This window comes from Microlunatus sp. YIM B11417, assembly GCF_059617205.1.
The window spans coordinates 1,893,964-1,917,818 of record NZ_JCAMPJ010000001.1 but is presented as its reverse complement, the minus strand read 5'-3'; the positions used below and the strand labels follow the sequence as shown (position 1 = coordinate 1,917,818).

25 protein-coding genes are annotated in these 23,855 nt (G+C 71.6%); 14 read left to right on the top strand and 11 right to left on the bottom strand.

Translation table 11 applies throughout. The features are described from left to right. Positions 1–11: 11 nt before the first annotated feature. From AC6CCG_RS09475 to AC6CCG_RS09465, 3 genes are read right to left on the bottom strand one after another with little or no spacing between them, the layout of a single operon-like run. A complete protein-coding gene (locus AC6CCG_RS09475; RefSeq protein ID WP_496654244.1) occupies positions 12–749 on the bottom strand; it encodes a tyrosine-protein phosphatase in 738 nt (245 codons plus the stop codon). Positions 750–754: 5 nt separating this feature from the next. Continuing rightward, positions 755–1,186 carry a DUF3592 domain-containing protein gene (locus tag AC6CCG_RS09470; RefSeq protein ID WP_496654243.1) on the bottom strand — a complete coding sequence of 144 codons (432 nt, stop codon included), beginning with the start codon at positions 1,184–1,186 and terminating at the stop codon, positions 755–757. Positions 1,187–1,191: 5 nt separating this feature from the next. Next, complete coding sequence (locus tag AC6CCG_RS09465; protein ID WP_496654242.1) at positions 1,192–4,470, bottom strand: S41 family peptidase; 3,279 nt, start codon at positions 4,468–4,470, stop codon at positions 1,192–1,194. A 228-nt stretch (positions 4,471–4,698) separates the two neighbouring features. Here AC6CCG_RS09465 and AC6CCG_RS09460 point away from each other — a divergent pair, with 228 nt between their 5' ends. Both AC6CCG_RS09460 and AC6CCG_RS09455 read left to right on the top strand, forming a co-directional pair. After that, complete coding sequence (locus AC6CCG_RS09460) at positions 4,699–5,181, top strand: hypothetical protein (RefSeq protein ID WP_496654241.1); 483 nt, start codon at positions 4,699–4,701, stop codon at positions 5,179–5,181. Between the two features lie 50 nt (positions 5,182–5,231). After that, positions 5,232–5,957, top strand: a complete 726-nt coding sequence (locus AC6CCG_RS09455; protein WP_496654240.1) for a prepilin peptidase — start codon at positions 5,232–5,234, stop codon at positions 5,955–5,957. Here the strand turns inward: AC6CCG_RS09455 and AC6CCG_RS09450 are convergent. After that, positions 5,943–6,377, bottom strand: coding sequence for a pilus assembly protein CpaE (locus AC6CCG_RS09450; RefSeq protein ID WP_496654239.1), 435 nt, complete (start codon positions 6,375–6,377; stop codon positions 5,943–5,945). The genes AC6CCG_RS09455 and AC6CCG_RS09450 overlap by 15 nt on opposite strands. Positions 6,378–6,472: 95 nt before the next feature. Here AC6CCG_RS09450 and AC6CCG_RS09445 point away from each other — a divergent pair, with 95 nt between their 5' ends. Then, a complete protein-coding gene (locus AC6CCG_RS09445; RefSeq protein ID WP_496654238.1) occupies positions 6,473–7,531 on the top strand; it encodes a DUF2510 domain-containing protein in 1,059 nt (352 codons plus the stop codon). A 31-nt stretch (positions 7,532–7,562) separates the two neighbouring features. Here AC6CCG_RS09445 and trpD read toward each other — a convergent pair whose 3' ends face one another. The 3 genes from trpD to AC6CCG_RS09430 all read right to left on the bottom strand — a co-directional run bounded on the left by trpD (position 7,563) and on the right by AC6CCG_RS09430 (position 9,673). Next, complete coding sequence (gene trpD, locus AC6CCG_RS09440) at positions 7,563–8,627, bottom strand: anthranilate phosphoribosyltransferase (RefSeq protein ID WP_496654237.1); 1,065 nt, start codon at positions 8,625–8,627, stop codon at positions 7,563–7,565. A 41-nt stretch (positions 8,628–8,668) separates the two neighbouring features. Next, the gene (locus tag AC6CCG_RS09435) at positions 8,669–9,109 is read right to left on the bottom strand and encodes a response regulator transcription factor (RefSeq protein WP_496654236.1); all 441 of its coding nucleotides are present in this window, start codon (positions 9,107–9,109) and stop codon (positions 8,669–8,671) included. A gap of 63 nt (positions 9,110–9,172) precedes the next feature. Continuing rightward, positions 9,173–9,673, bottom strand: coding sequence for a DinB family protein (locus AC6CCG_RS09430; protein WP_496654234.1), 501 nt, complete (start codon positions 9,671–9,673; stop codon positions 9,173–9,175). Between the two features lie 105 nt (positions 9,674–9,778). Between AC6CCG_RS09430 and ctaE the strand changes: the two genes are divergently transcribed. The 8 genes from ctaE (at position 9,779) to AC6CCG_RS09390 (ending at position 17,172) form a co-directional block, all read left to right on the top strand. Then, the gene (ctaE, locus tag AC6CCG_RS09425) at positions 9,779–10,498 is read left to right on the top strand and encodes an aa3-type cytochrome oxidase subunit III (RefSeq protein ID WP_496654233.1); all 720 of its coding nucleotides are present in this window, start codon (positions 9,779–9,781) and stop codon (positions 10,496–10,498) included. 81 nt (positions 10,499–10,579) lie between these two features. Beyond that, the gene (gene qcrC, locus AC6CCG_RS09420; protein ID WP_496654232.1) at positions 10,580–11,395 is read left to right on the top strand and encodes a cytochrome bc1 complex diheme cytochrome c subunit; all 816 of its coding nucleotides are present in this window, start codon (positions 10,580–10,582) and stop codon (positions 11,393–11,395) included. A gap of 110 nt (positions 11,396–11,505) precedes the next feature. Continuing rightward, on the top strand, positions 11,506–12,507 hold the full coding sequence (qcrA, locus tag AC6CCG_RS09415; protein WP_496654407.1) for a cytochrome bc1 complex Rieske iron-sulfur subunit: 1,002 nt from the start codon (positions 11,506–11,508) through the stop codon (positions 12,505–12,507). Then, complete coding sequence (gene qcrB / locus AC6CCG_RS09410) at positions 12,507–14,288, top strand: cytochrome bc1 complex cytochrome b subunit (protein WP_496654231.1); 1,782 nt, start codon at positions 12,507–12,509, stop codon at positions 14,286–14,288. Before qcrA ends, qcrB begins: the two co-directional genes overlap by 1 nt. A gap of 149 nt (positions 14,289–14,437) precedes the next feature. Further along, positions 14,438–14,848 carry a GreA/GreB family elongation factor gene (locus AC6CCG_RS09405; protein WP_496654230.1) on the top strand — a complete coding sequence of 137 codons (411 nt, stop codon included), beginning with the start codon at positions 14,438–14,440 and terminating at the stop codon, positions 14,846–14,848. 118 nt (positions 14,849–14,966) lie between these two features. Beyond that, positions 14,967–16,313, top strand: a complete 1,347-nt coding sequence (gene gdhA / locus AC6CCG_RS09400) for an NADP-specific glutamate dehydrogenase (protein ID WP_496654229.1) — start codon at positions 14,967–14,969, stop codon at positions 16,311–16,313. Positions 16,314–16,353: 40 nt separating this feature from the next. Beyond that, entirely contained in the window at positions 16,354–16,668 is a 315-nt protein-coding gene (locus tag AC6CCG_RS09395; protein ID WP_496654228.1) for a MazG nucleotide pyrophosphohydrolase domain-containing protein, read from the top strand. A 42-nt stretch (positions 16,669–16,710) separates the two neighbouring features. Further along, positions 16,711–17,172 (top strand): hypothetical protein, encoded by a 462-nt coding sequence (locus AC6CCG_RS09390; RefSeq protein WP_496654227.1) that lies wholly within the window; start codon positions 16,711–16,713, stop codon positions 17,170–17,172. A 5-nt stretch (positions 17,173–17,177) separates the two neighbouring features. On the opposite strand, the gene AC6CCG_RS09385 is transcribed toward AC6CCG_RS09390, so the two are convergent. The 3 genes from AC6CCG_RS09385 to AC6CCG_RS09375 all read right to left on the bottom strand — a co-directional run bounded on the left by AC6CCG_RS09385 (position 17,178) and on the right by AC6CCG_RS09375 (position 20,512). Further along, positions 17,178–18,497: an amidohydrolase family protein gene (locus AC6CCG_RS09385; RefSeq protein WP_496654226.1), complete on the bottom strand. Its 1,320-nt coding sequence runs from the start codon at positions 18,495–18,497 to the stop codon at positions 17,178–17,180. 79 nt (positions 18,498–18,576) lie between these two features. Further along, positions 18,577–19,413: a TIGR03620 family F420-dependent LLM class oxidoreductase gene (locus AC6CCG_RS09380; RefSeq protein ID WP_496654406.1), complete on the bottom strand. Its 837-nt coding sequence runs from the start codon at positions 19,411–19,413 to the stop codon at positions 18,577–18,579. Between the two features lie 61 nt (positions 19,414–19,474). Beyond that, positions 19,475–20,512 carry a glutathione S-transferase family protein gene (locus AC6CCG_RS09375; RefSeq protein WP_496654225.1) on the bottom strand — a complete coding sequence of 346 codons (1,038 nt, stop codon included), beginning with the start codon at positions 20,510–20,512 and terminating at the stop codon, positions 19,475–19,477. A gap of 199 nt (positions 20,513–20,711) precedes the next feature. Between AC6CCG_RS09375 and AC6CCG_RS09370 the strand changes: the two genes are divergently transcribed. The 3 genes from AC6CCG_RS09370 to AC6CCG_RS09360 all read left to right on the top strand — a co-directional run bounded on the left by AC6CCG_RS09370 (position 20,712) and on the right by AC6CCG_RS09360 (position 23,065). Continuing rightward, on the top strand, positions 20,712–21,506 hold the full coding sequence (locus tag AC6CCG_RS09370; RefSeq protein WP_496654224.1) for a hypothetical protein: 795 nt from the start codon (positions 20,712–20,714) through the stop codon (positions 21,504–21,506). Positions 21,507–21,517: 11 nt separating this feature from the next. Then, complete coding sequence (locus AC6CCG_RS09365) at positions 21,518–22,243, top strand: class F sortase (RefSeq protein ID WP_496654223.1); 726 nt, start codon at positions 21,518–21,520, stop codon at positions 22,241–22,243. Positions 22,244–22,312: 69 nt separating this feature from the next. Then, positions 22,313–23,065: a dienelactone hydrolase family protein gene (locus AC6CCG_RS09360; RefSeq protein ID WP_496654222.1), complete on the top strand. Its 753-nt coding sequence runs from the start codon at positions 22,313–22,315 to the stop codon at positions 23,063–23,065. Here the strand turns inward: AC6CCG_RS09360 and AC6CCG_RS09355 are convergent. Continuing rightward, positions 23,020–23,835 carry an MBL fold metallo-hydrolase gene (locus AC6CCG_RS09355; RefSeq protein WP_496654221.1) on the bottom strand — a complete coding sequence of 272 codons (816 nt, stop codon included), beginning with the start codon at positions 23,833–23,835 and terminating at the stop codon, positions 23,020–23,022. The genes AC6CCG_RS09360 and AC6CCG_RS09355 overlap by 46 nt on opposite strands. Positions 23,836–23,855: the final 20 nt, after the last annotated feature.

Below are 23,855 nucleotides of genomic sequence, written 5' to 3'. Positions count from 1 at the left end.
CGCGTTCATCCTCAGCGCAGGCGCTCGCGCAGCGCGGCCACCTGGTCGGCCGTCATGCCGCCGGCCTCGAGGAATCCCTCGATGCTGCCGTACTTCTCGGTCAGGTGGTCCAGCACCTTGATCATGTTCTCCGGCGGGGTCGGCACCAGGCCGGCGACGATCTCGCGCTCACGCGGATCGGCGATGCCGGCCACGTGCGCCGCGGCCTCCTCGGCCAGCCGGGCCTCGGTGAGCGCGTAGTCGGCGGCGATCACCGCCGGGTCGACGCCGGCGACGGCCAGCGACATCGCGATCGTGATCCCGGTCCGGTCCTTGCCGCCGGCGCAGTGCACGACGACGCCGCCCGGCGGGGCGTCGGCCACGGCGGCCACCGCGGCCGCGTAGAGATCGGGCCGCAGATCGAGCATCGCGATGTAGATCTCGGCCAGCGTCATCCATTCATGATCAGGATCGGCCGGGTTCTGCACCGGGTGGTGCAGGTAGAGCGGGTCACCGAAGAACGGGCTCGGCTCCTTGTCCAGCTCGCGCTGCCGACGCAGGTCGATGATCCTGGTCACGCCGTAGGCGCGGACCGCGGCGACGCCCTGCTCGGTCAGCTTGTGGTGCCCGTCGGTCCTGATCAGCGCGCCGGTACGGATCCGGCCGCCGTCCTTGGTCGGCATCCCGCCCAGGTCCCGCGCGTTCAGGCACGACGGCCAGTCGAGATGGAGCGGTCGGTAGGTCTCGTCGATTTCCCCGGAGGCAGTCATCGAGGTCAGCGTACGACGATCGCCGGCGGCGTGCTGGCCACCATCATGGTCGCGAGCACGAACACGACCGCGACGAACCCGACCATGGCCGGTGCCCACCACAGCTGCCACGGCGAATCCACCCGCGCCCGCTCCGGCCGGCCCGGCGGCACCAGCACCGGGATCCATTGCCCGAGCGTGTGCGCCCGGGTCTGCACCTGGAGCCGATAGCGATCACCGTCCGGGGCGGTGAAGGCGACGGTGGAGAACCAGAGCTTGCGCGGAATCCAGCTCCGGTCGCCCGGGTAGCGCTCCCAGTACACGTTCACGCACTGCCCGGTGACCCGGTGCCCGGTCCGGCGGAGCCACAGGATCCGCCAGACCAGGACGACCACGATCCCGATCAAGATCAACGAGATCGTCCCGAAGATCAGGATCCCCACCAGTTGCGGCGGCATCGGCGTCAGCGGGCGGCCCGCGGCGGTTCCGGCTGCGGCGGGACCGCCGCCGGCCGCTCGGCCAGCAACCGCTCCGCCTCCGCGATCGCCCGGTCCAGCTGCGGGTCGGCCGGGCCGTCCCACTGGGCCGGGGTGATCGGCACCTCGATGTCGGGATCGATGCCGTGGTTCTCCACGCCCCAGCCGTAACCCTCCAGCCAGAACGCGTACCGCGGCTGAGTCACCCCGGTGCCGTCCACCAGCCCGAACCGGCCGTCGATGCCGACCACGCCGCCCCAGGACCGGATGCCGACGACCGGGCCGATCCGCAGCGCCTGCGCCGCGGCCGACACGATGTCGCCGTCGGACCCGGCGAACTCGTTGGTCACGAAGATCACCGGGCCGCGCGGCGCCTGGTTCGGGTACTCCTCGGCCGTGCTGATCTGCCGGGCGACATCCCAGCCGATCACCCGGCGGGCCAGCCGCTCGATGACCAACTGACTGGTGTGCCCGCCACGGTTGTAGCGGACGTCGACGATCAGGCCCTCGGCCCGCGTGGCCAGGTCGATGTCGCGGTGCAGCTGGGCCCAGCCCGGCGACGCCATGTCCGGGATGTGCAGGTAGCCGAACCGGCCGTTCGTGGCCTCCCGGACGTACGCCGAGCGACTGGCCACCCAGGCCTGGTAGCGGATCGGCTCCTCCGACTCCAGCGGCCGGACCACCACTCGGCGGTCCTGGTCACGGCCGGGCCGGCGCAGGGTCAGCTCGACCGGCTGGCCCGCCGCTCCCGCGAGCGAGGCGGTCGGGCCGAACCGCGGATCGACCGGCCGCCCGTCCACCGCGACGATCCGGTCCCCCGCCTCGGCACCGACGCCGGCCGCGCGGAGCGGCGACCTGGCCTCCGGGTCCGAGGTCTCCCCCGGCAGGATCGCCGCGATCTCCCAGCCGTCGTCGGCCGGCGCCAGGTCGGCTCCGAGCAGGCCGACCCGCCTCGCCTCCCGGTCGGGCCGGCCGGCCGGCATCACGTACGCGTGTGAGGTGTTGAGCTCGCCCACCGTCTCCCAGAGCAGGTCGACCAGGTCGTCGTGGCTGCCCAGCCGGTCGACGATCGGCCGGTAGCGGTCCAGCACGCCCGACCAGTCGACGCCGTCGAGATCCTCCCGCCAGAAGTGATCACGCATCAGCCGGCCCTGCTCGTCGAACATCTGCCGCCACTCGGCGACCGGGTCCAACTCGAACCGGAGCCGGGACAGGTCCACCGTGACCACGGCCGGATCGTCGTCCTCCTTGACCGGCCGGTCGGCCGGCACCACCTTCACCTCGGCACCGGACCGGACGACCAACCGGGTCCCGTCGCCGCTGACCTGATAGTCGTCCACCGGGTCGGCGAGCGTCTCCAGCTTCCGGTCGGCGAGCAGGTACACCTCGAGCGCGTCGCCGGGCCCCTCGCCCGGTACGTCGGCGCGGGCCGAGCCGAGCACGCCGCGGTCGGTCTCCCGGATCCAGGCGATGCCGGTCTTGGTCGCGCTCAGCGCGCGGTAGCCGCCGGCCGGCACCGGGAACGGCAGCATCCGCTGCTCGAAGCCGTCGACCGCGATCTCGTCGGTCGGCTTCGTCGCCACCCCGGCGTCCTTGGCGCCCGCTCCGGCGTCCTGGTCGCCCTCGGCGTCACCCTTCTCCTTGCCTTCGGTCTTCGCGTCGGCGGGCGCCACCGGCCAGCCGTCCGCGCTGGGTCCGAACGGCGCCTCGGTGGTCGCCGCCAGCGGCACCAGATACGGCCGGGTCGCACCGCTGAAGCCGAGATCGAAGGTGTGGCTGTCGTACCGCGGGTCGAAGGTGCGGGCGGACAGGAACGCCAGATACTTCCCGTCGGCGGTGAAGGACGGCGAGGAGTCGGAGAACCGGCCGCTGGTCAGCTGGACCGGCTCGGTGCCCGGCGCCGCGGCCAGGTCGGCCAGCCGCAGATAGCGGTGGGTCGGATTGGGCTCGCTCCAGACCAGGTAGCGGCCGTCCGGCGAGAAGGCGAGGCCGGTCGCCTCGCCGTTGATGCTGCGGCCCAACTCGCGGACATCGCCGGACTCGACGTCGACCAGGCTGATCCGGCCGTCGTGACTCACCGCCGCCAGCCGCGCGCCGGCCGGATCCGGCTCCAGTGCGAGCACCCGGCCCAGCCGACCACCGGCGATCCGGCGCGCCGGGGTGAGCGCGTCGGTGGCCCGGATCTCGATCGCGTCCTCGCCGTCGGCATCCGTGACGTAGGCCGCCCGGCCGGTGGCGCCGAGCACTCGCGGCTCCCGGATCCGGACCCCGGAGTCGGCCGCCAGCGCGCGGGCCGGCCCCTCTCGGTGAGTCAGGTAGAACGCGTTGCCGCGCCACTCGAGCAGGCTGCCGTTGCCGGCTTGGTCCGGTCGCACCTGGGTGAGCTGCTCGGACGGGTCGAGGGCGCGCGGCTGCCGGCCCGCCAGCGCCGTGCCGAGGGTGAGCTCGACCGGCTCGGGATCCGTGTTCAGCCCGGACATCCGGTACAGCACGCCCAGGGCGTGGTAGACCACGGTCCGGCCGTCGCTCGCCGGGTCCCGGACGTAGCCGTGCCGGACCGTGTGCTGGGTGTGCCGGGTCAGGTCGTCACCCTCGGCCGACACCGAGTAGAGGTTCGCCTGGCCGTCCGGGTTGCCGGGCAGGTCCGCCTCCAGGTCGGAGGCGAAGACGAGCCGGTCCCCGTACCAGAGCGGGCTGGTCAGGCTGGCCTCGACGTCGGGCAGCAGCCGGCGCCAGTCGCCGTCGCCGGCCGGGTCGAGCCAGAGCCGGGATGCGGTGCCGCCGCGGTAACGCTTCCAGTACTCGGCCGGCCGACTGTACCGGCTGGCCAGCGCGACCGCGCCGGCCGGGTGCACGGCCAGCATCGAGGTCGGACCGTGGCCGAGCCGCTCGGACCGCCCGTCCAGGCCGACCGTCCGGACCGTGGTGTGCCGCAGATTGATCTCGCCCGCCGACGACACCACCAGCACCGTCTCGTCGTCCCGCCAGCCGATCACCGTCGTCTGGTCCGACCCCCAGTACGTGAGCCGCTGCACCGCACCGCTGTCCAACTCGAGCGCCCACACCTCCCAGCCGCCGTCGCGGGCCGAGGCCCAGGCGACCCGGCGGCCGTCCGGCGAGAACCGCGGATGCCGGACCGGCGCCGCGTCGGCGGTCAGCCGGGCGGCCCGGCCGCCGGCCAGCGGAGCGAGCCACAGGTCGTCCCCGGCACAGAAGACGAGTTGATCATCGTTGACGTCTGGGAAGCGGAAGTATCCGGCAGTCATGGGGCGACCCTAGACGGCCGCGGCGACAACCGTGCCGCCGGAGGCCGATTCCGAAGCATCGGACAACACTCGCCCGTTCTCGGGCAACACGTGGCCGGGTCGGGCCAACGTCCGGCGCCGACGGGCAACAGAAGCCCGGCACGGACGACAGCGGCACGGCCAGTTCCGGCCCGCCGTCTGGCTAGCTGGGTGCAGGCGATCCTCCCCACGACAGTCCAGGAGCATTCCATGATCAACACCCTCGTTGCCGATCCGGCGTCACCGGTCACGGCCGGCCCGTTCCGAGCCCACCTGCGGTTCCTGATCAACGCCGGAGCGGTCTCGGCCGGAGTGATCGCCGAGCTCGCCGATCTCCGCCTTGATCAACTCCGGCCGCTGCTCGGCCGCAGCGGCCCGGGCGACGACGTGATCCCGGCGCCGGTGGCCCGCCGCCTGATCACGGTGACGGCGGCTGAGGTCCGCTCCGTCCGGTACGAACTCGTCCCGGCCGAGCCGGTCCGGCAGGGCCTGCAACGGCTGCTCGCGACGAACTGGGACCTCGACCGGCTGACCCGCTACCTCCGGATGCGCCGGCCGGCGCTGCGGCTGCTGCTGGAGGGACAGACCCTGGCCTGCTCCCGGCTCACCCAGCTGCGGGTGCTCGCAGCGTTGCGGACGCTGCCCCGGCGGGCTGTCCCGGCGGCCGACCCGTCGTTGCGTCCGGTCGCCTGAGGTGGCCGGACCAGTAGCCTCGTGCCTCGTGGATCCACGGCGGGTGGGCGATGCCTGAGCCCCTGAACGCGGCGCTGTTGATCATGATCGCGGCGGCCGTCGTCGGCGTCGGCCTGCCCGTCGTGCTGCGCCGATTGCCGGAGCCGCCGGCGCCCCAGCCCGGCGACGGCGACAGCGCCGAGGCCGGCCGCGGGGCGCTGGTCGCCGAACCGGCCAAGATCCCCTACGCCGCCCTGGCCCGCCCCGGCTTCGTCACGGCCTGCGCGCTCGCCGCGGCGGGTGCGGCGGCCATCGCGGTCGGCTGGATCCCGCCGCACCGGGTCGCGCTGTGGCTGGTGCTGGCCGTGTTCGGCGTTGCGCTGGCCGGGATCGACTGGGCGACCACCTGGCTGCCGATGCGGCTCAGCTACGCGGGCTGGATCGCGATGGCCGCCGCGACCGTCGGGACCGCCTTCGCGTTCGGCGACGCCTGGATGCTGCTGCGGACGGTGGCCGGGGCCGCCGTCGCCGGCGTCGTGTATCTGGCGATCTGGGTGCTCAGCCGCGGCGGGTTCGGGTTCGGCGACGTCCGGTTCGCCCCGCTGCTCGGCGCCGCCGCGGGCTCGGTGTCCTGGACGCTGCTGCTCTGGGCCCTGCTCTGCGGGGCGCTGCTCGGCGGCGTGTTCGGGGCGATCCGGATCATCGCCGGCCGGCGCGGCGGCTTCCCGTACGCGCCGGCGATGCTGGCCGGGGTCTATCTGGCGGTACTGCTCAGCCTGCCGTCACCGTTCGGCTGACCGCTCCGCCCCGGCGGCCGGATCCTGGTCCAGCAGGTGCAGCAGCGCCGTGGCGTACGCGTCGGCCGGTGACGGCTGGGCCGGCGTGTGGAAGGCGCGCGGCGGGCCGCTCAACGTGACCAGGTACCCATCGCCGGTGCGGTCGAGCGACACGAACCGGTCGCCGATCAGGTCCCGCAACTGGTCCTCACGCGGCAGCCAGACGACCTCGCCGACCTCGACCGAGTCCAGCGCCCATTCCACGGTGCCGTTGAAGTGGAACCGGCGCTGCCCGTCCCGCACGATCAGTTCGACGACCATGTCGCTGACCAGGAACACCGAATCGGCGATCTCCGGCCGCGGGATGAAGAACTGGTCGCCGTTAGCGGGTTTCCACTCCAGCCGATCGCTCAGCCGGCCGGCCAACTCGCGGGAGATCATGATCAGCCAGTATGCCTCGCGCGCTGCGTCGGCGGTCCCACGGGTTGGTCGCTCCGTTGCAGGATTGCCTTGTCGCCTCGATTAGGCTCGTCGCCGTGACCGTCCCGAGGCCCGGCTGGTATCCCGATCCAGCCGGGGTGCCCCGACGCTATCGGTGGTGGGACGGCACCCAGTGGACGCAGGCGATCGGTGAGTCGCCGAAGGCGCCGCCGCCCGACGCCCTGGCGGCCCGCCTGGCCCGGGGCGACTTCGCCCAGGACGACCAGCGGACCGGACGGAGGGACGAGGACCGGCTCGCCGAGGTCCGCGACGACGACGGCGACGGCCCGTCCGATCGCACGGCAGCGGACCGGCCGGACGCCGGCGGGACCGCGGCCGACCGGGGCTGGCTGACCGGCTATCCGGAACTCGACGACCCCGAGGTGATCGAACCGCGACGGGCGTCGCCGGCCCGGATGGTGCTGGCGATCACGCTGAGCCTCACCCTGGTGGTCGCGGCGAGCCTCGGGGCCGGCCTGGTGATCTGGCGCGACCCGGGACCGCCGACCGCGATCGAGGAGCCGACGCCCGGCAACCGGCCGCCGACGACCAAGGCGACCACACCGGGAGCCGCGCCGACCGGGAAGCTCGACCCGAAGACCCGAACGGCCAGCCTCGGCCCGGCCACGCTGACGCTGCCGGACTCCCCGTTCCGGCTCTACGCGGACCCGATCACGGTCCCCTACCTGTTCCAGACCTGCTTCCTGGCCAACGCGCCCGTGCACGAGCGGTACGACGGCACGTCCACCTGGTCCGCCATGGTCGCGCTGGCCCAGATCAGCCCGGACCTGATCAACTCGACCGACCTGGAGAAGACCGCGACCAAGGCCGCCGAACGTTATGCGCAACGGTTCTTCGACGGTCACGCGACCAAACTGGGCCGGCTGTCCGCGTCCGACTGGGCGGTGGACGGCCATCCCGGAGTCATGATCAACTTCCGGGTCAGCTACCAGATCGACGGGCTGTCCAGCAAGCACGACAAGGTCTCGGTGATCTTGGTCCGGCTCGACGACGGCTCGTTCATCGCGGCGACCAGCTCGGTGCCCGACGACGCCGACCCGGAGCTCGCCGAGCTCGCCCAGGAATCGCTGGAATCGCTCCGGATCACCGAATAGCCCAGCCCGATCCGGCCCCTTGCGGCCTTGCTCAGGCGGCGACGGCCCGGCTCAGGGTGACCCACTGCTCCAGCTGCGCGGCCGCGGCGCCGGTGTCGATCGCGGTCGCGACCCGCTGCAGGTTGTCGCCCAACTGCTCGACCAGCCGATCCGGCCGCGGGGTGTCCCAGGCGGTCAGCCCGGCGGCCGCGTTGAGCAGCACGATGTCGCGGACCGGGCCGCCGACGCCGGCCAGGACGTCCCGGGCGATCTGCGCGTTCACCGGCGGCGGCCCGCCGACCAGATCCTCCGGGCGGGACCGGGCCAGCCCCAGCGTCGCCGGGTCGAACTCGAGCGTGGTCGGCGGTGAGTCCGGGCCGAACACCCACACCTTCGACGAGGTCGTGGTGGTCAGCTCGTCCAGCCCGTCCCCGCCATGGAAGACCAGGCCCTGCTGCCCGCGGGCCGCGAAGACCCCGGCCAGCAGGCCGGCCATCCGCGCGTCGGCGACTCCCACCGCGACGGCCGACGGCTGCGCCGGGTTGGTCAGCGGGCCGAGGAAGTTGAAGGCGGTCGGCACCCCGAGCTCGCGCCGCACCGGGCCGGCGTGCCGGAAGGCCGGGTGGTAGTGCGCGGCGAACAGGAACCCGATGCCGGCCTTGGCGATCACCTGGTGCTGCTGCTCCGGGGTCAGGTCCAGCACCAGTCCCAGTTCCTGCAGCAGGTCGGCCGAGCCGCAGGCCGACGAGGCGGCCCGGTTGCCGTGCTTGACCACCCGGGTGCCCGCCGCAGCGGCGACGATCGCCGCCATGGTGGAGATGTTGACGGTGCCCGCCCGGTCGCCGCCGGAACCGACGATGTCCAGCGCGGGGCCGGGCACCTCGAGCGGCGTGGCGTACCTGATCATGGTCCGGGCCAGCCCGGTCAGCTCGTCGACGGTCTCGCCCTTGGCCCGCAGCGCGACCAGGAACGCGGCCATCTGGGCCGGCGTGGCGACTCCCTCCAGGATCTGCTCCATCGCCCAGGCGGTGGTCTCGACAGCCTGGTCCTCGCCCCGGATCAGGTCGGACAGCAGTCCCGGCCAGGTCGGATCGGCGACCCCGGTGTCGTCGGTCATGGTCGGTCTCCTCAGCCTTGCGCGATTCAGGGTTGCGCGGTTCAGGTTTGCGCGGACGGCGCGACCCCGGACGTCCGGCGGACCAGATCCGCCAGGGCGGTCGGCAGCCGGACCGGATCGACCGGGTAGGCGACGATGGCGTCGGCCAGGGCCCAGGTCGCCAGCCAGGCGTCGTCGGCACGCGCCGCGAGCAGCAGCACCGGCGGGCCTTCGAGGATCTCGTGCTTGATCTGGCGGCACAGGCCCATCCCGCCGGGCACGGCCTCGCCGTCCAGGATCACCACGTCGATGCCGCCGGCCTCGATCGCGGAGAGCACGGCCGGCTGGGTGGCGACCTCCAGCACGGTGATCTCGGGCAGGTCGGCGGCGATCCGCCGGCCCAGCGCGAGCCGTACGTTGTCCCGGCGGCCCCGATCGGAGGCGTAGAGCAGGACGGTCAGCGGCTTCTCCGCCGCCTCGCCGTGGTGCTGGTCAGAAGCCATGATCGTCATCATCCTCACCGGTCGCGCTGGAAACCGTCAGATCGTACCGAAAGCAGGAACGGGTCAGTCGGCCAGGATCTGTTCCCGCAGGATGTCGGCGTGGCCGCAGTGCTGGGCCAGTTCGCGGAGCAGGTGCAGATAGACCCAGCGCAGCGGCAGCGGACCCCGCCGGTTGCCGGTGACCACGTCGTCCAGGCCGAGCCCGGCCGCGGCGGCCCGGGAGTCGGCGCAGGCGGCCCGGTACGCGGCCCGTACCGAGGCGATCGTCGCGTCCGGCGCCAGCAGGAACGACTCGTCCGGCGTGTCCGGGATCCCGATCTCGACCCGGCTGCGCCCGGTGACCGCCTCGTCGAACCAGACCCGCTCGACGAAGGTGCCGTGCTGCACCAGGCCGAGCAGGGTGGTCGCCGACGGGACCAGGCGGCGCCGGGCCTGCTCCTCGGTGAGCCCGTCCAGCGACGCCTCGAGAGCGGCCCGATGGTCGTCGAGGAAGGTGTCGAACTGGGTCCGCAGGTCGGCGTGGAAGGCGTCCGGACGCAGCGCCGCAGGTATCGATTCGGTCACCGCCACACTCTAGGAAAGAGTGCGTGCCGAAGACGTGGCCAGACACACACGCGACATTGCCAACCCCGACGTGACCGGGCGGAGCAGCACAGACATAATGACCCCGTGGCTCTACACACGCACTCCACGACGACCGCCGCCGCGAAGCCGGCCGGGGCCCTGCACTCCATTCCGCAGTCGCGGCTGCACGGCCGTCCGGGCCGTCCGGACATGGTGGCCGTGGGGACGATCGTGTGGCTCGCCTCCGAGCTGATGTTCTTCGCGGCGCTGTTCGCCGGCTACTTCACGATCCGCAACGTGACCAACGGCCAGAACGCCGCCGCCGGTCTGCCCGCGGCCGAGTCGCTGTGGGCGACCCAGTCCGGGATGCTGAACATCCAGTTCGCCATCCTCAACACCAGCGTGCTGGTGGCCAGCTCGATCACCTGCCAGCTCGGCGTGTTCGCCGCCGAGCGCGGCCAGGTCGGCCGGACCGGCTCCCTGCTCCAGGTGAACAAGTGGGGCCTGCGCGAGTGGTACGTGCTGACCTTCGTGATGGGTGCCTTCTTCATCGGCGGCCAGGTGTACGAGTACGCCGAGCTGATCCACGAGGGGCTGACCATCTCCTCCAACGGCTACGGGTCGGTGTTCTTCCTGGCCACCGGCTTCCACGGCCTGCACGTGCTGGGCGGTCTGATCGCGTTCCTGATCCTGATGGGTCGTACGTTCCTCGCCCGCACCTTCACCCACGAGCAGGCGGTGTCCGCCGTCGTGGTCTCGTACTACTGGCACTTCGTCGACGTGGTGTGGATCGCGCTGTTCTTCGTGATCTACATCCTGCGCTGACCCGCGCGACCGACCGACCTCCCACAACCGAACAGCTCGACGACTGAAGAGTCAGCCCTGACACCGAGAGGGACCCCCGACGTGCGATTCCTGTCCGCCAGACGACGCCATCCGGCCGCCAAGGTCTTGATGCTGTTGTTCGCCCTCGTCGTGGTCGGCGGCATCTATTCCGTCGTCTCGCCGGCCGACCAGGTCGCGGCCGACACCGGAAAGAGCCAGCAGATCGCCGAGGGCAAGGCCCTGTTCGCGGTGGGCTGTGCGTCCTGCCACGGCCTGAACGGCGAGGGCCAGGTCAGCGGGACCATCCAGGGCCCGCCGCTGATCGGCGTCGGCGCCGCCGCGGTCGACTTCCAGGTCGGCACCGGCCGGATGCCGATGGCCCAGCCCGGCCAGCAGGCCCCGCGCAAGAAGAACCTGTACACCGACGAGGAGATCGCCGCGCTGGCGGCCTACGTCGCCTCGCTCGGCCCGGGCCCGGACATCCCCGCCGAGGAGAACTACAACACCGAGGGCATGTCGGACGAGGACCTCGCCCGCGGCGGTGAGCTGTTCCGGACCAACTGCTCGGCCTGCCACAACTTCGCCGGCTCGGGCGGCGCGCTGCCGAACGGCAAGTACGCACCGACCCTCGAGGGCGTCGACAACCGGCACCTGTACGAGGCCATGCAGACCGGCCCGCAGCAGATGCCCGCCTTCCCCGACCGGGCCCTGTCCCCGGAGGAGAAGCGGCAGATCATCGGCTACCTCAACCACCTGAACTCGCAGCCGAACCAAGGCGGCTTCACGCTCGGCGGGCTCGGCCCGGTGAGCGAGGGCTTCTGGGCCTGGGTCGTCGGACTCGGGGTGCTGATCGGGTTCACCGTCTGGATCACCGCAAAGGGAGCTCGCGCGAAATGAGTGACACCCGGGGCGAAACCGACCCCCAGGGCAAGGAGCTGGCGACTGCCACCCAGGGTGGCGTCGACACCGGCAAGGACTGGCCCCGCTACCCGGTCCCGGACCCGGGCATGGAGGAGCACCACCCGCGGCTGACCGACGTCGACCCGAAGGCCGCCGACCGGGCCACCCGCCAGGTCGCGACCATGTTCGGCCTGGTGCCGGTGCTGGCGATCGCCTTCGTGGTGATCTACTTCGCGGTGCCCCGCGACATGTACATCGACTTCGGCCCGCTGCACTCCAACGCCCAGCACGTCGGGCTCGGACTGACCGTCGGCCTCGCGATCCTGCTGATCGGGATCGGTGCGATCCAGTGGTCCCGCCAGATCATGGCCAACCACGAGATCGCCGACGACCGGCACCCGCTGGTGTCCAGCGACGACGACCGTACGGCGGTCGTGGCGGACGTCAACAAGGGCATCGACGAGTCGGCGATCACCCGCCGCAAGGTGCTCGGCCGCAGCCTGGCCGGCGCCCTCGGCGCGCTCGGGCTGCCGGCGCTGGTCGCGCTGGCCGACCTGGGCCCGTGGCCGGTCGCGGCGACCCGCAAAGAGACGATCATGAAGACGATCTGGGCCGAGGGCGTCAAGCTCGTCCAGGACGTCAGCTACACCCCGATCAAGGCCTCGGACATGCGGATCGGCCAGCTGATCAACGGTCAGCCGGAGAATCTGCAGGAGTTGCACGGCGCCGAGTTCCAGCAGGCCAAGGCGAAGGCGTCGATCGTCATCGTCCGGATGGACCCGAACCGGATCAAGATCCCCGAGTCGCGCCGCGACTGGCAGGTCGGCGGGATCCTCTGCTACTCCAAGATCTGCACCCACGTCGGCTGCCCGATCAGCCTGTGGGAGGACCAGACCCACCACCTGCTCTGCCCCTGTCACCAGTCCACGTTCGATCTCGGCGATTCCGGCGTCGTGGTGTTCGGCCCGGCGGCGCGTGCGCTGCCGCAGCTTCCGATCACCACGGATTCCGATGGATACTTGATCGCACGGAGTGATTTCACCGTTCCGGTGGGGCCGAGCTTCTTCGAGCGCGACTCGCACGGCGACTTCCAAAAGGGTGATAACTGATGGCGAAACCGGCCAACAAGGTCACCGAGAGCCAGGCGACCCAGGCGACGACGCCGCCCAAGCAACCGGGCCCGGTGCTCAAGGCGGCCGCCGGTCCGGCCGGCTGGGCCGACGAGCGGCTCAGCCTGGCCAAGCTGGGCCGGGCCAACCTGCGCAAGATCTTCCCGGACCACTGGTCCTTCCTGCTCGGCGAGATCGCGCTCTACTCCTTCATCGTCCTGCTGATCACCGGCGTCTTCCTGACCCTGTGGTTCAAGCCCTCGATGGCGGAGATCGAGTACGACGGCTCGTACCAGCTGCTCAAGGGCCTGCACATGTCGGAGGCGTTCGCCTCCACCCTGAACATCTCGTTCGACATCCGCGGTGGCCTGCTGGTCCGGCAGATGCACCACTGGGCGGCGCTGCTGTTCGTGGTCGCGATGTACGCCCACATGATGCGGACGTTCTTCACCGGCGCCTTCCGCAAGCCCCGTGAGCTGAACTGGATCCTCGGCGTCATCCTGCTGATGACCACCATCCTCGCGGGCCTGACCGGCTACTCGCTGCCGGACGACCTGCTCTCCGGCACCGGCGTCCGGTTCGTCGACGGGCTGACCCGGTCGGTCCCGCTGATCGGCACCTGGGCCGAGTTCTTCATCTTCGGCGGCGAGTTCCCGGGTGACCTGATCATCTCCCGGTTCTACATCGCGCACGTGCTGCTGGTGCCGGGGATCCTGCTCGCCCTGATCGCCGTCCACGTCGGGCTGGTCTTCTACCAGAAGCACACCCAGTACCCGGGCCCGGGCCGGACCGAGAAGAACGTGGTGGGCTATCCCCTGTTCCCGGTCTACATGGCCAAGGCCGGCGGCTTCTTCTTCATCGTGTTCGGCGTCATCGCGCTGATGGGTGCGGTGATGCAGATCAACCCGGTGTGGGCGTTCGGCCCGTACAACCCGGCCGAGGTGACCGCCGGCTCGCAGCCGGACTGGTACCTGGGCTTCGTCGAGGGCGCGGTCCGGATCATGCCGGGCCTGGAGTCGCACATCGGCGGCACCACCTGGTCCTGGAACATCTTCGTGCCCGGCGTCGGCCTGATGCTGTTGTTCCCGGCGATCCTGGTCGCCTACCCGTTCGTCGAGCGGTGGATCACCGGCGACAACTCCGAGCACCACATCCTGGAGCGGCCGCGGAACAACCCGACCCGGACGGCCTTCGGCGTCGCCGGGATCACCTGCTACGGGCTGTTCTGGGCCGGTGGCGGCAACGACCTGATCGCCGTGATCTTCGACGTGTCGCTGAACTCGGTGACGAACTTCCTGCGGGTGGCGGTCTTCGTCGGCCCGGTGATCGCGTTCATGATCACCAAGCGGGTCTGCATCGGCCTGCAGCGGCGGGACGAGGCACGGCTGCTGCACGGCGCGGAGTCCGGCATCATCGTCCGCGACCCGTCCGGCGGGTACGAGGAGAAGCACGTCCCGGTCACCCAGGAGGAGGCCTACACCCTCACCCAGCACCGGGAGTACCTGCCGCTGGAGCCGATCCGCGACGGCGAGGGCGACGGGATGCGCGACGGCGAGGTCAAGGCGGAGAACCGGCGCCGGCTGGCCACCCGGTTCTTCTACCGGGACACGCTGCGCAAGCCGAGCCGGGCCGAACTCGATGCGGCCGCCGAGCACCAGGCCCACGGCAACGGCCACGAGAACGGCCATGGCAACGGTCACGGCGAGCTGGAAGCGGCCGACGACCACGCCGAGCTGGAGTCGGGCGACGCGGCCACCAGGAGCGGCTCAGCCACTCACTGATCCATCGCAGGGGACGCCCCTCCGGCCGCCGGCCGGAGGGGCGTTTCGCTTTTCCGGCGGCCGCGCGGGTCCATCCGGCCCCGCCGGTAGGCTGGACGTTTTTACCCGGACGCCGACCCGTCCCGGGACGAAGAGAGGAACTGATCGGCATGACCGCTGAACCGGTATGGATGACGCCGCGTACGCTGCAGCAGCTGGAGGACACGGTGGCCGATCTGACCCGGCCCGGCCGGACCCCGGACGACGCCGAGCAGGCGCGGATCCGGGAGCTGCGGGAGTTGATCCGGCGGGCGGAGACCGACGCCAAGCCCGATGACGGCCTGGTCGAGCCGGGCATGGTCGTGACCGTACGGTTCGACGGCGAGGACGACCAGACCACCTTCCTGGTCGGCAGCCGGGAGCTGGCGGCGCTGGACGCCAGCGTCGACCTCGACGTGTACTCCCCCAGCTCGCCGCTCGGCCAGGCGATCATCGGCCGGTACGTCGGCGACACGATCAGCTACCCGGCGCCCAACGGCACCGTCCAGGCGACCGTCGTCGCCGCCGCGCCGTTCGGCTGAGCGGCATCGCCCTCGATCGTCCGAGGGCCGCGGCGGCGCGGAGAACCGGGCCGCTACCGTCAGATGATCAAGGCCGGGGGCGATTCCCGGCGTGCTCACCGGCCGTGAAAGGACCTTCGTGCCCGTACTCGACGAGACCCTGATTCCGATCCTCGACGAGGTGGTCGGGCGCAACCCCGGCGAACTGGAGTTCCACCAGGCCGCCCGCGAGGTGCTGGAGAGCCTCGGCCCGGTGGTCCGCAAGCATCCCGAGTACGCCGACGCGGAGGTGATCCGGCGGCTCTGCGAGCCGGAGCGCCAGATCATCTTCCGGGTGCCCTGGCAGGACGACGCCGGCCGGGTCCAGCTCAACCGCGGCTTCCGGGTCGAGTTCAACTCGGCCCTCGGCCCGTACAAGGGCGGGCTGCGGTTCCACCCGAGCGTCTACCTCGGCATCGTGAAGTTCCTCGGCTTCGAGCAGATCTTCAAGAACGCCCTGACCGGGCTGCCGATCGGCGGCGCGAAGGGCGGCGCCGACTTCGACCCGAAGGGCCGCTCGGACGCCGAGGTGATGCGCTTCTGCCAGTCGTTCATGACCGAGCTGTACCGGCACATCGGCGAGTACACCGACGTCCCGGCCGGCGACATCGGCGTCGGCGGCCGTGAGATCGGCTACCTGTTCGGCCAGTACAAGCGGATCACCAACCGGTACGAGTCGGGCGTGCTGACCGGCAAGGGCCTCACCTGGGGCGGGTCGCAGGTCCGCCCGGAGGCGACCGGCTACGGCACCGTGTTCTTCGTCGACGAGATCCTGCGCACCGCCGACGACTCGTTCGACGGCAAGCGGGTGGTGATCTCCGGCTCCGGCAACGTGGCGCTGCACGCGATCGAGAAGATCCACCAGCTCGGCGGCCGGGTGATCGCCTGTTCCGACTCCGACGGCGCCGTCGTCGACGAGGCCGGGCTGGAGCTCGACCTGCTCAAGGAGATCAAGAACGGGCACCGCGGCCGGGTCAGCGACTACGCCGCGGCCCGGGACGGCGCCCGGCACCTGGCCGGCGGCACGGTCTGGAGCGTTCCCTGCGACATCGCGCTCCCCTGCGCCACCCAGAACGAGCTCGCCGAGGACGACGCCGAGGAACTCATCCGGAACGGCTGCCGGATCGTGGCCGAGGGCGCCAACATGCCGACCACGCCGGCCGCGATCCGGCTGCTGGTCGACGCCGGGGTACGGTTCGCGCCGGGCAAGGCGGCCAACGCCGGCGGGGTGGCCACCAGCGCCCTGGAGATGCAGCAGAACGCCTCCCGCGACTCCTGGAGCTTCGAGTACACCGAGCAGCGTCTGGGCGAGATCATGCGCTCGATCCACGACCGCTGCCTGGAGACGGCCGACGAGTACGGCACGCCGGGTGACTACGTGGCCGGCGCCAACATCGCCGGCTTCACCCAGGTCGCCGACGCCGTCCTCGCCCTCGGCGTGATCTGAGTTCGGAGCCGCCCAGCCGCTGAGGTGACAGGCTGCGGGCATGGAGTTCGCAGACCTGCAGGCGGCGGCGAGGGCCGTCCGCGCCCGGTACGCCGACGTGGAGGCCGCCCGCTACGGGCGCAGCTGGACGACCGAGGAGATCATGATCGGCTTCGTCGGCGACGTCGGTGATCTGGCCAAGCTCGTCCAGGGCAAGGCCGGCGTGCGACCGACGACCGACCTCGACGCCAAGATCGCGCACGAGCTGGCCGACTGCCTGTGGAGCGTGCTGACCCTGGCCGACGCGTACGGCGTCGACCTGGAGCGGGCCTTCAGCGACACCATGGCCGACATCTCGGCCGGCCTCGACCGCTGAGCTTCCGGGGACCGGGGCCGGCGCACCGCTAGGGTCTGGCCCATGGTCCAGCTGCTTCCGTACCTGCTCGGGGCGTTGTCGCTGTTGTGTCTCGTGATCGTGGCGAAGCCGGACCTGTTCCGGAACTGGACGGTACGGCTGTCCGACGGCGACGACCGGAGCTGGGACGACCGCCGGGTCCGGCTCGGCGGCCTGCCGAGCGGGCTGGTCCGGGTGATCTACCTCGTGGTCGCGATCCTGCTCGCCGTCTTCGCGTTCCAGCTGCACGGCTGGGCCGCCGCCGAGGACGACTGTGCCCTGGCCGAGCAGGTCTACTCGGCGTCCCGGGACGGCTGGGACCTGGACCGGGCTCGGACCGAGGCCGGCCGCCGCGGCCTGGAGCTCGACGTCGAGCAGCGCACGTCCGGGTCGACCCGCGTCGCCTCGGTGACGGTGAGCAAGGACGGCCGGACCATCGCGACCTGGCGGACCGGGTCCGTGTCCTCCGGCCTCGACTGTCGCTAGGACGGTCAGATCGAGTCGAGCAGCGCGTCGAGGTCGTCGAAGCGGGTCACGGCGGGACGGTCGATGATCAGGCCCCGGGCGACGACCAGGACCGGATCGACGAAGGCCCGGAACCCGTCCAACGGGTTCGCCTCGAGGACGACGAGGTCGGCCGCCTTGCCGGTCTCGATCGAGCCGGTCACCTGGTCGAGGCCGAGGATCGCCGCGTTGGTCCGGGTCGCCGCGATCAGCGCCTCGGCGTGGCTGAGCCCGCCGAACCGGACCAGGAAGTCCAGTTCCCGCCAGGCGTCGTAGTGCGGCACGTAGGTGAGCGCCGAGTCGGTGCCCATGCCGAGCCGGATCCCGTGCTCGCGGGCGGCCCGGATGCCGTTGATCATCTCGTCCAAGATCATCACCGCGTTGGCGTGGACCACTTCGTTGATCCCGGTCAGCCGGCGGTCCAGCCGGACCAGCGGCACCGCCGCCTGGAGCGTCGGGATCAGCGCCGAGGTCCCGCGCAGGGAGCGTGGGTTGTCCCGGAACAGGGCCACGAGGTCCGGGGTGAGCTCCGCGCCGTGCTCGATCGTGTCGACGCCGGACCTCAGCGCCGCGAGGATGCCCTCCTTGCTCTGCGCGTGCGCGGCGACGACGACGCCCGCGTTGTGGGCCTCCTCGCAGATCGCCGTCATCTCGTCCTGGGTCATCTCGGGCCGGCCTGCGTAGCCGACCTCGCGGGCGTCGGTGACACCGGCGGTGGCCGAGATCTTGATCGCCTTGACGCCGCGCTGCAGGTTGCGCCGGGTGTTGCGCCGATGGGCCCAGGGCGAGTCGGCGGTCAGGGCGATCTGCGGTGCCCCGTGGCCGCCGGTGATGGCGAGCAGCGGCCCGGACGGGATCACCCGCGGGCCCGGGTAGTCGCCGCGGTCGATCTCGCGGGCCACCTCCACCACCTCGTAGGCCACGTCGCCGACGCTGCGCAGCGTGGTCACGCCGGAGTGCAGCTGGGTGATCACGTTCGCCTTGGTCCGCCGCTTGAACAGCCACTTCCCGACCGGGCTGTGCCCGATCGCGGACACGACGCCCTGGGCGGATTCGTCCAACAGGATCGGCGGAATCGGCCGGCCGTCGGCGAACAGGTGCGCGTGGGCGTTGATCAGGCCCGGCACGACGAAGCGGCCGGTGGCCTCGATCGTGCGGTACCCGGCCGGAACCGGGGTCTCCGCAGTGGCGCCGACCCGCTCGATGACTCCGTCACCGTCGACGACGATCGACATCGACGGCCGTACGGTCCCGTCGGCGTCACCGGTGACGATCGTGGCGTCGGTGAGGGCGAACCTTTCCGTCATGGCGTGCTCCCCTCACGGACAGCGTACGCACCAAGTCGCCCGGCGTCTGCGGTCCCGGCCGAGGAACGCCGGACCGGGTTCAGCCGGCGCCGAGCCCGAGCGCTTCGGCGATCGCGCGATACCCGGGCAGCGGGTCCTCTCCGTCCGCGGTGAGCAGCTGCAGCACCACCTGGTTCGCCCCGGCGTCCAGGTGCGCGGTCAGCGCGGCCGCGACGGCGGCCGGGTCACCCTGCGGTGCCAGCGCATCGATCAGCCGGTCGCTGCCGTCGCCGGCCACGTCCTCCTCGGTGAAACCGAGGGTGAGCAGGTTGCTGACGTAGTTGCGCAGCCGGAGATACATCGCGACCCGATCCCGGGCCACGTCGTGGGCCGCCGGCGTGCTGGTCAGCGCCGCCTTCTGCTCGGTCACCAGCAGCGGCTCAGGTCCGATCAGCTCGCGGGACCGGCGGGTGTGCTCGGGCGTCACCAGGTACGGGTGCGGCCCGGCGGTCCGTTCCGCGGCGAGCTTGAGCACCTTCGGGCCCAGGGCGGCCAGCACGATGTCCTGTTGCGGCACGCCGGCCGCGGCCAGCCGGTCCAGGTAGTCGACGATCGTCGCGTACGGGCTGCGGTACTCCCGGGTGGCCTCCGGATGCCCGATCCCGACCCCGAGCGCCAGCCGGCCCGGGAACCGCGCGGCGACCCGGTGGTAGGCCTCGGCCACCGGTTCCGGTTCGTCCGCCCACATGTTGACGATTCCGGTCCCGACCACGAGCCGGTCGGTCGCCGCGAGCAGTTCCTCGGGTTCGGCCAGGTCGCCCGGCGACAGCCCGAGCCAGATCGAGGCGTACCCGAGGTTCTCCAATTCCTTCGCCAACTGCGGGCCGGTCTGGCCGGACCTCCGCCAGACCCCCACGCCGCGTACGTCGTTCACCATGATCACGACAACCGGCGGCCCGGCGCCGGCATTCCCTCCACCAAGATCAGGATGACGAAGATCACGAAGCCTGCGGCGGCAGCCCGTGCTCGGCCGGCACCTGCTCGGCCGGCCGCGGCGGGCCGGGCGGCGTGCCGTCGCCGAACGGGCGGCCGCCGAGCTGCACCCGGTGGTGCGGCTGCCACCAGTGGCTCAGGTCCGGTCCGGCCGGAACGATCTTGGTCGGATTGATGTCGGTGTGCACCACGTAGTAGTGCTGCTTGATCTGGACGAAGTCGGTGGTGTCGCCGAATCCCGGTGTGTGGAAGAGGTCCCGGGCGTAGGCCCAGAGCGCGTCGAACTCGCTCAACTTCTGCCGGTTGCACTTGAAATGTCCGTGGTACACGGCATCGAACCGGGCCAGTGTGGTGAACAGCCGGACGTCGGCCTCGGTGATCGTGTCGCCGACCAGATAGCGCTGGCCGCGCAGCCGTTCCTCGAGCCAGTCCAGCCGCGCGAAGAGTCGGTCGTACGCCTTCTCGTACGCCTCCTGCGAGCCGGCGAACCCGCAGCGGTAGACGCCGTTGTTGACGTCGCGGAAGATCAGGTCCGCCACCTCGTCGATCTCGTCGCGGCGATCGTCCGGATAGAGATCCGGCGCGCCCTCGCGGTGGAACGCGGTCCACTCGGTGGAGAAGTCGAGGGTGATCTGCGGGTAGTCGTTGGTGACCACGGCCTTGGTCGGTACGTCGACGATCGCCGGCACCGTGATGCCCCGCGGGTAGTCCGGGATCCGGGCGAAGTAGGCCTGCTGCAGCCGCTCGTAGCCGAGCACCGGATCGACGCCGCCCGGGTCAAGATCAAAAGTCCAGCTCCGCTTGTCGTGGGTCGGCCCGCACAGCCCGAGCGAGATCGCGTCCTCCAGCCCGAGCAGCCGGCGCACGATCAGGGTCCGGTTAGCCCACGGGCAGGCCCGCGCCGCGATCAACCGATAGCGGCCCGCCTCGACCGGATAGCCGTCCCGCCCGTCGGCCGTGATCCGGGTGGTGATGTAGTTCGTGTCCCGCTTGAACTCGCCGGCCTCGACGTAGCTGCCCGGCTCCGCGTCGTTGTCGTTCATGATCGCGAGCGTACTTGTCGGGCCGGACAATCCCTGAGCGCCTACTGTGCAGTGTCGGCCCGAAGCGATAGCATCCTCGGCGGATGGTGACATTTCGGGGGTGTCGGCATCAGTTCTTCGGTCCGTTCGGACCATCTGACCCCGAGCAGCGTGTTCGCCTCACCGAGGAGGCGGACCAAGAATTCGGGGGAGACGCAGGATGCGCATCAGCGCACGTATCAAGGCCGCCGGCTTGCTGATCGCCGGCGCGACGCTCGCACTCGCCACGGTCGGCGCGGCCACGCTGGCCGCCAGCGCGGACGAGACCAAGAACAGCAATTCCAACCAGGTCGAGTACTGGGAGGACTACCTCAAGGAACAGGGGTACGACAACCCCACCTGTGAGAAGGACGATTCGGTCGCCACGCCGTACGAGGTCCCGGCAGGCACCTGGGTCCTGCTGGTGCTGAAGGCCGGCTCCGGTGACGACGAGAACTTTGTGATCAAGGACCCGGTCTCGGGCACTGCCTACCACCATCCGTCCAGCAAGGACATCTCGCACGTGATCCTGTGCGCCGCGGACTCGGGCCCGTCCGAGACCCCGACGCCGTCCGGCACGCCCAGCGAGCCGTCCGAAACGCCCAGCGAGCCCAGCGAAACCCCGAGCGAGCCCAGCGAAACGCCGAGCGAGCCGTCCGAAACGCCGAGCGAGCCCAGCGAAACCCCGAGCGAGCCGTCCGAAACGCCGAGCGAGCCCAGCGAAACCCCGAGCGAGCCCAGCGAAACGCCGACGCCGCCCGCCTCGAGCGAGCCCCCGGTCGCAACCGAGACCCCGTCCGAATCGCCGAGTGAGACCCCGGTCCCGACGGCGACCCCGTCGACCACGCGGCCGGGCTTCGGCACCGGGACCGACGGCGGCACCGCCTGGCCGCTGCTGGCCGGCGCTGGCGTGATTGCCACCGGCGTCGTCGGCACCGGGCTGACCCTGCTGATGAAGCGCCTGCGTCGCAGCTGATCGTGCGCCGGTTGCTCCGTTCGATCCTCGTTGCCGGTACGGCGGCGCTGGCGGTGTCCGGGCTCCTCGTGGGCTGCGGGACACCGCCGGCGGCCGGCCCCGGTCCGCAACCGGGACCGTCGACGGGCGTCGCGTCCAGCTCGGCGGTCCCCGCGGAACCCTCCGCCTCCGGCTCGTCGGAGGGTCCTTCGCCGTCGGCGAAGGCGACGCAGGCACCGGAGCGGCCGTACGCCAAGACCAACGGCGACGGGTCCCTTCCGCCGCGGCGCGAGGCGAGCGACCCGGACCGCTCGGTGCCGGAGTCCGAAGTGGTCCGGCTGGAGATCCCGGACGTCCTGACCGGTGACTCCGGCGGCGCGATCTCCCCGGATCCGGCGACCAACGAGCTCGTTCCCCCGAAGACCACCCTGGTCTACCGGTGGGCCGAGCGCGGCCGGCCCGGCTCCGACTCCGGCGACACGGTCTACCTGCTCGGCCACACGGTCCGTGCCGGCGGCGGCGTCTTCGACCCGCTGCAGCACGTCGGCCCCGGCCAGTCGATCATCGTCGAGACCGAGCGGGGCACGCTGACGTACCGGGTGCAGGCCACCAAGATGTACCCGAAGAACGAGATCCAGGGGGCCGACGAGGTGTACGAAGCCGTACCCGGCCGGCTGGTCCTGGTCGGCTGCTACCTCAACGCGGACGGCTCCAAGCAGGACCTCAACTTCGTCGTCTTCGCCCAGCTCGCCGACTGAGCCGGCCCCCGTCCGTGGCGTCCCGCCGCCGCGCCGTACGCTCAGGAGCAACGAGACTTGGAGGCGGGCATGGCGGGTAGGACGATCGAGATCGCGGCGGCGGACGGCACGGCGGAGGCCTACCTCTCCCCCGGCCCCGACGCCCCGCACGCCGGGGTGCTGTTGTTCATCGACGCGATCGGGCTACGGCCGGCGATCGAGGGCATCGCGGACCGGATCGCGGGCTGGGGCTACACGGTGCTGGCGCCGAACGTCTTCTACCGCGCCGGTACGGCAGCCGAGCTGGCCCCGACCGAGGACCTTCGCCAGCCGGGCGCCCGGGAGGCCTTCTTCGCCGGCATGGGCAACCGGCGGACCGGCCTGGACACGGCGAACCTGCTCCGCGACATCGAGGCCTATCTCGACGCCCTGGCCGCGCAGCCCGGTGTCGTCGGTGACCGGCTCGGCACCACCGGCTACTGCATGGGCGGCATGCTCGCGCTGCGCGCCGCCGCCGCGCACCCCGACCGGCTCCGGGCCGCCGGCGCGTTCCACTCCGGCAACCTGGTCACCGAGGAACCGGACAGCGTGCACAAGATCATCGCGACGGCGACCGCCGAGGTGCTGGCCGGTCACGCCGACCAGGACCGGTCCAACCCGCCGGAGGCCATCGCCGCCCTCGACGAGGCGCTGGACGCGGCCGGGATCACCCGCACCACGGCGATCTACCCGGACGCGCCGCACGGCTACACGATGCCGGACACCTCGATGTATCAGGAGGCCGGCGCCGAGCGGCACTATGCCGAACTGGAGGCGCTGTTCGCCAGGACGCTGTCGGCCTGAAGATCGGTGATCATGATCGGTACGCCGAGCGGCGGGATGATCAACTTCTCGGCCCGGCCGGCATAGCCGAAGGTCCGCCGCAGATGATCAAGAGACTCGGAGAAGTGCGCCCAGCCCTCGCCGTGCACGGCGATGATCATCGCGTCGCCGAGCAGCGCCGACGCCCGTAGCGCCGTCTGCGCGTTCAGGGTCGCGTCCGCATCGCCGAACCGGCCGACGTTCGCCGCGCCCACGTTGAGCACGGCGACATCGAGCGGGCCGGCCCGGTCCACGATCTCGGCGACCAGGTCGACCGAGGCGTTGTCGCCGGAGACGTACACGGTCGGCGCCCCCGGCGCGCGCAGCACGAACCCCGTGACCACCCCGCTGAACGCCTCCGCGCCGGCCGGCCCGTGCAGTGCGGGGACCGCGGTGACCTCGACGGACCCGGACACCGCAACGGTCTGCCAGGGCTCCAGCCCGGTGACGCCCGGCAGCCGGCCCGCGGCATCCGGCGTCGACAGCACGGTCGGCACCGCGGAGAGCAGGGCGCGGCCGGCCCGGTCCAGGTTGTCGGCGTGCTGGTCGTGCGACAGCAGCACGACGTCGATCGGGCCGACCCGGTCCGGCGGCATGGCCGGGCCGGTCAGCTTGTGCAGCACCACCGGACCCGGGTAGTCCCCCGGCGGGTCGAAGGTGGGGTCCGTCAGCCAGGTCAGCCCGGCGTAGCGGAGCCGGAGGGTCGGGCCGCCCACGTGCAGGGCTTCCAGGGGTTCGAGCGATGCAGTCATGGCTTCGAGTCTCGGCGCTG

Coding starts and splice junctions, on each gene's coding strand:
- AC6CCG_RS09475 (WP_496654244.1), bottom strand. CDS start 749: ATGACTGCCTCCGGGGAAATCGACGAGACCTACCGACCGCTCCATCTC.
- AC6CCG_RS09470 (WP_496654243.1), bottom strand. CDS start 1,186: ATGCCGCCGCAACTGGTGGGGATCCTGATCTTCGGGACGATCTCGTTG.
- AC6CCG_RS09465 (WP_496654242.1), bottom strand. CDS start 4,470: ATGACTGCCGGATACTTCCGCTTCCCAGACGTCAACGATGATCAACTC.
- AC6CCG_RS09460 (WP_496654241.1), top strand. CDS start 4,699: ATGATCAACACCCTCGTTGCCGATCCGGCGTCACCGGTCACGGCCGGC.
- AC6CCG_RS09455 (WP_496654240.1), top strand. CDS start 5,232: ATGCCTGAGCCCCTGAACGCGGCGCTGTTGATCATGATCGCGGCGGCC.
- AC6CCG_RS09450 (WP_496654239.1), bottom strand. CDS start 6,377: ATGATCTCCCGCGAGTTGGCCGGCCGGCTGAGCGATCGGCTGGAGTGG.
- trpD (WP_496654237.1), bottom strand. CDS start 8,627: ATGACCGACGACACCGGGGTCGCCGATCCGACCTGGCCGGGACTGCTG.
- AC6CCG_RS09435 (WP_496654236.1), bottom strand. CDS start 9,109: ATGGCTTCTGACCAGCACCACGGCGAGGCGGCGGAGAAGCCGCTGACC.
- qcrA (WP_496654407.1), top strand. CDS start 11,506: ATGGAGGAGCACCACCCGCGGCTGACCGACGTCGACCCGAAGGCCGCC.
- qcrB (WP_496654231.1), top strand. CDS start 12,507: ATGGCGAAACCGGCCAACAAGGTCACCGAGAGCCAGGCGACCCAGGCG.
- AC6CCG_RS09405 (WP_496654230.1), top strand. CDS start 14,438: ATGACCGCTGAACCGGTATGGATGACGCCGCGTACGCTGCAGCAGCTG.
- AC6CCG_RS09395 (WP_496654228.1), top strand. CDS start 16,354: ATGGAGTTCGCAGACCTGCAGGCGGCGGCGAGGGCCGTCCGCGCCCGG.
- AC6CCG_RS09390 (WP_496654227.1), top strand. CDS start 16,711: ATGGTCCAGCTGCTTCCGTACCTGCTCGGGGCGTTGTCGCTGTTGTGT.
- AC6CCG_RS09385 (WP_496654226.1), bottom strand. CDS start 18,497: ATGACGGAAAGGTTCGCCCTCACCGACGCCACGATCGTCACCGGTGAC.
- AC6CCG_RS09380 (WP_496654406.1), bottom strand. CDS start 19,413: ATGGTGAACGACGTACGCGGCGTGGGGGTCTGGCGGAGGTCCGGCCAG.
- AC6CCG_RS09375 (WP_496654225.1), bottom strand. CDS start 20,512: ATGAACGACAACGACGCGGAGCCGGGCAGCTACGTCGAGGCCGGCGAG.
- AC6CCG_RS09370 (WP_496654224.1), top strand. CDS start 20,712: ATGCGCATCAGCGCACGTATCAAGGCCGCCGGCTTGCTGATCGCCGGC.
- AC6CCG_RS09360 (WP_496654222.1), top strand. CDS start 22,313: ATGGCGGGTAGGACGATCGAGATCGCGGCGGCGGACGGCACGGCGGAG.
- AC6CCG_RS09355 (WP_496654221.1), bottom strand. CDS start 23,835: ATGACTGCATCGCTCGAACCCCTGGAAGCCCTGCACGTGGGCGGCCCG.